This window comes from Planosporangium thailandense (assembly GCF_011947195.1).
GTDB lineage: Bacteria > Actinomycetota > Actinomycetes > Mycobacteriales > Micromonosporaceae > Planosporangium > Planosporangium thailandense.
The window spans coordinates 1-5,227 of the sequence record NZ_JAATVY010000059.1 but is presented as its reverse complement, the minus strand read 5'-3'; the positions used below and the strand labels follow the sequence as shown (position 1 = coordinate 5,227).

At 59.1% G+C, this 5,227-nt stretch carries 3 rRNA genes; all 3 read right to left on the bottom strand.

Annotated elements, in window-relative coordinates:
* A 5S ribosomal RNA gene (gene rrf, locus HC031_RS32020) occupies positions 1-115 on the bottom strand; the annotation flags it as partial.
* 95 nt (positions 116-210) lie between these two features.
* Positions 211-3,298, bottom strand: a 23S ribosomal RNA gene (locus HC031_RS32015).
* A 357-nt stretch (positions 3,299-3,655) separates the two neighbouring features.
* Positions 3,656-5,173 (bottom strand): 16S ribosomal RNA (locus tag HC031_RS32010).
* Positions 5,174-5,227: the final 54 nt, after the last annotated feature.

Below are 5,227 nucleotides of genomic sequence, written 5' to 3'. Positions count from 1 at the left end.
CCGGCGGCGTCCTACTCTCCCACACCCCCACGGGTGCAGTACCATCGGCGCTGGAGGGCTTAGCTTCCGGGTTCGGAATGGGACCGGGCGTTTCCCCTCCGCCATGACCGCCGTAACACTATGAACATGTCAACCGCGCCGTTGGCTGCTGGTCGTTTGTTCAGAATCACACAGTGGATGCTCACGCTTTGATTTGTCGACCTGGAAGTGTAGGTCAAGTCCTCGGCCTATTAGTACCGGTCAGCTCGAACCCGTCACCGGGCTTCCACATCCGGCCTATCAACCCAGTCGTCTCCTGGGGGCCTTACCCCCCTCACGGGGGTGGGAGACCTCATCTAGAAGCAGGCTTCCCGCTTAGATGCTTTCAGCGGTTATCCCTTCCGAACGTAGCCAACCAGCCGTGCACCTGGCGGTACAACTGGCACACCAGAGGTTCGTCCGTCCCGGTCCTCTCGTACTAGGGACAGCCCTTCGCAAGTCTCCTACGCGCACGGCGGATAGGGACCGAACTGTCTCACGACGTTCTAAACCCAGCTCGCGTACCGCTTTAATGGGCGAACAGCCCAACCCTTGGGACCTACTCCAGCCCCAGGATGCGACGAGCCGACATCGAGGTGCCAAACCATCCCGTCGATATGGACTCTTGGGGAAGATCAGCCTGTTATCCCCGGGGTACCTTTTATCCGTTGAGCGACACCGCTTCCACCAGCCAGTGCCGGATCACTAGTCCCGACTTTCGTCCCTGCTCGACCCGTCAGTCTCACAGTCAAGCTCCCTTGTGCACTTGCACTCAACACCTGATTGCCAACCAGGCTGAGGGAACCTTTGGGCGCCTCCGTTACCTTTTAGGAGGCAACCGCCCCAGTTAAACTACCCACCAGACACTGTCCCTCGACCCGATCAGGGCCGCAGGTTAGATACCCAAATCAACCAGAGTGGTATTTCAACGCTGCCTCCACCCCAACTGGCGTTAGGGCTTCACCGGCTCCCACCTATCCTACACAAGCTAACTCGAGTACCAATGTCAAGCTGTAGTAAAGGTCCCGGGGTCTTTCCGTCCTGCCGCGCGTAACGAGCATCTTTACTCGTACTGCAATTTCGCCGGGTCTGTGGTTGAGACAGTGGGGAAGTCGTTACGCCATTCGTGCAGGTCGGAACTTACCCGACAAGGAATTTCGCTACCTTAGGATGGTTATAGTTACCACCGCCGTTTACTGGCGCTTAAGTTCTCAGCCTCGCCCTCACGGGCTAACCGGTCCCCTTAACGTTCCAGCACCGGGCAGGCGTCAGTCCATATACATCGTCTTACGACTTCGCATGGACCTGTGTTTTTAGTAAACAGTCGCTTCCCCCTGGTCTCTGCGGCCACCCCCAGCTCACGTCGCGCGGACGATCACCAGGCGTGGCCCCCCTTCTCCCAAAGTTACGGGGGCAATTTGCCGAGTTCCTTAACCACAGTTCACCCGATCGCCTCGGTATTCTCTACCTGACCACCTGTGTCGGTTTAGGGTACGGGCCGCTCGGACCTCGCTAGAGGCTTTTCTCGGCAGCATGGGATCACTGACTTCACCTAAACGGCTCGGCATCACGTCTCAGCCATCATGCAGCACGGATTTGCCTATGCTGCGGCCTACACGCTTACCCCGGCACAACCACCGGCCGGGATCAGCTACCCTCCTGCGTCACCCCATCGCTTGCCTACTACCCGCCAGGATCCCGGACTCAGCCAACACGATCCGAAGACCGTGCCAGCCTCGCGCGGTTAGCACAACGAGGTTCGGCATGGGCGGTCCTTCGCGGGTACGGGAATATCAACCCGTTGTCCATCGACTACGCCTCACGGCCTCGCCTTAGGTCCCGACTCACCCAGGGCGGATTAGCCTGGCCCTGGAACCCTTGGTCATCCGGCGGCAGGGTTTCTCACCCTGCTTTCGCTACTCATGCCTGCATTCTCACTCGCACAGCCTCCACGACTCGGTCACCCGGCCGCTTCACCGGCAGCACGACGCTCCCCTACCCATCCACACATACGTGTGAATGCCACAGCTTCGGCGGTGTGCTTGAGCCCCGCTACATTGTCGGCGCGGAACCACTTGACCAGTGAGCTATTACGCACTCTTTCAAGGGTGGCTGCTTCTAAGCCAACCTCCTGGTTGTCTATGCGACCCCACATCCTTTTCCACTTAGCACACGCTTAGGGGCCTTAGCTGGCGATCTGGGCTGTTTCCCTCTCGACTACGAAGCTTATCCCCCGCAGTCTCACTGCCACGCTCTCACTTACCGGCATTCGGAGTTTGGTTGACTTCAGTAAGCTTGTGGGCCCCCTAGGCCATCCAGTGCTCTACCTCCGGCAAGAAACACGCAACGCTGCACCTAAATGCATTTCGGGGAGAACCAGCTATCACGGAGTTTGATTGGCCTTTCACCCCTAACCACAGGTCATCCCCCAACTTTTCAACGTTGGTGGGTTCGGCCCTCCACGCGGTCTTACCCGCGCTTCAGCCTGCCCATGGCTAGATCACTCCGCTTCGGGTCTAGAGCACGCGACTAAAACGCCCTATTCAGACTCGCTTTCGCTACGGCTACCCCCCACGGGTTAACCTCGCCACGCACCACTAACTCGCAGGCTCATTCTTCAAAAGGCACGCCGTCACCTATCCCCGAAAGGACTCAGCTCCGACGGTTTGTAGGCACATGGTTTCAGGTACTATTTCACTCCCCTCCCGGGGTACTTTTCACCTTTCCCTCACGGTACTTGTCCGCTATCGGTCACCAGGGAGTATTCAGGCTTACCAGGTGGTCCTGGCAGATTCACGGCAGATTACAGGGGTCCGCCGCTACTCGGGAACACCCACAGGAGGCCAACGACTTTCACCTACCGGACTATCACCGTCTACGGCGCCGCTTTCCAACGGCTTCGACTAATCGCTGGCTTTGTAACTCCTTCGACAGGTGTCAGCCTGCCGCGCAGGGTCCCACAACCCCGACCGCGCAACCCCTGACAGGTATCACACGCGACCGGTTTAGCCTCCATCCGCTTTCGCTCGCCACTACTCACGGAATCACTCTTGTTTTCTCTTCCTGCCGGTACTGAGATGTTTCACTTCCCGGCGTTCCCTCCACACACCCTATGAATTCAGGTGCGGGTGACACCACATGACTGGTGCCGGGTTCCCCCATTCGGACACCCTGGGATCACAGCTCGGTTGACAGCTCCCCCAGGCCTATCGCGGCCTCCCACGTCCTTCATCGGCTCCTGGTGCCAAGGCATCCACCATGTGCCCTCAGCAACTTGACCACAAAGATCAGAAAAACAAAGATGCTCGCATCCACTGTGCAATTCTCAACAAACGCGCAACCCACCACCACAACCGCGAGGCGCACACCCAACCGGGCGCCGTACCCACACGAGGCGATGATCGCCAACGTCGATCCCAGAAAGATCAACCACACCGGGTTGTTCTTTCAGGACCCAACAGGGTGCCTACATCCCCACCAGCCGCACCAGGAATCCGTTCCCTGCTCCGCGAGGAGCCGTACTAAGACGCCCAGCCGTTGCCGGCTCGGACTTGCCAGTGTCTCCGCCAATGAGCACCCCGTTCCACACTCGGGAACGCGGGCTCCATGCCGCCTTTCGACGGATGGTGCTCCTTAGAAAGGAGGTGATCCAGCCGCACCTTCCGGTACGGCTACCTTGTTACGACTTCGTCCCAATCGCCAGCCCCACCTTCGACGGCTCCCTCCACAAGGGTTGGGCCACCGGCTTCGGGTGTTGCCGACTTTCGTGACGTGACGGGCGGTGTGTACAAGGCCCGGGAACGTATTCACCGCAGCGTTGCTGATCTGCGATTACTAGCGACTCCGACTTCACGGGGTCGAGTTGCAGACCCCGATCCGAACTGAGACCGGCTTTTTGGGATTCGCTCCACCTCACGGTATCGCAGCCCTTTGTACCGGCCATTGTAGCATGCGTGAAGCCCTGGACATAAGGGGCATGATGACTTGACGTCATCCCCACCTTCCTCCGAGTTGACCCCGGCAGTCTCCGATGAGTCCCCGGCATAACCCGCTGGCAACATCGGACAAGGGTTGCGCTCGTTGCGGGACTTAACCCAACATCTCACGACACGAGCTGACGACAGCCATGCACCACCTGTGAACGGCCCCGAAGGACCCGACATCTCTGCCGGATTTCCGTCCATGTCAAACCCAGGTAAGGTTCTTCGCGTTGCATCGAATTAATCCGCATGCTCCGCCGCTTGTGCGGGCCCCCGTCAATTCCTTTGAGTTTTAGCCTTGCGGCCGTACTCCCCAGGCGGGGCGCTTAATGCGTTAGCTGCGGCACAGGGAACCGGAGAGGCCCCCCACACCTAGCGCCCAACGTTTACAGCGTGGACTACCAGGGTATCTAATCCTGTTCGCTCCCCACGCTTTCGCTCCTCAGCGTCAGTATCGGCCCAGAGACCCGCCTTCGCCACCGGTGTTCCTCCTGATATCTGCGCATTTCACCGCTACACCAGGAATTCCAGTCTCCCCTACCGAACTCTAGCCTGCCCGTATCGACCGCAAGCCTAGGGTTAAGCCCCAGGTTTTCACGGTCGACGCAACAAGCCGCCTACGAGCTCTTTACGCCCAATAAATCCGGACAACGCTCGCGCCCTACGTCTTACCGCGGCTGCTGGCACGTAGTTGGCCGGCGCTTCTTCTCCAGGTACCGTCACTTGCGCTTCGTCCCTGTCGAAAGAGGTTTACAACCCGAAGGCCGTCATCCCTCACGCGGCGTCGCTGCATCAGGCTTGCGCCCATTGTGCAATATTCCCCACTGCTGCCTCCCGTAGGAGTCTGGGCCGTGTCTCAGTCCCAGTGTGGCCGGTCGCCCTCTCAGGCCGGCTACCCGTCGTCGCCTTGGTAGGCCATCACCCCACCAACAAGCTGATAGGCCGCGAGCCCATCTCCGACCGCAAAAGCTTTCCACCCCCACCGATGCCGGCAGAAGTCATATCCGGTATTAGCCCCGGTTTCCCGGGGTTATCCCAGAGTCGAAGGCAGGTTACTCACGTGTTACTCACCCGTTCGCCGCTCGAGTACCCCCGAAGGGGCCTTTCCGCTCGACTTGCATGTGTTAAGCACGCCGCCAGCGTTCGTCCTGAGCCAGGATCAAACTCTCCAACAAAAACTTGTCAAAGAAAATCCCGGCAACAAACATGTTGTCACCAAAGGAATCCCA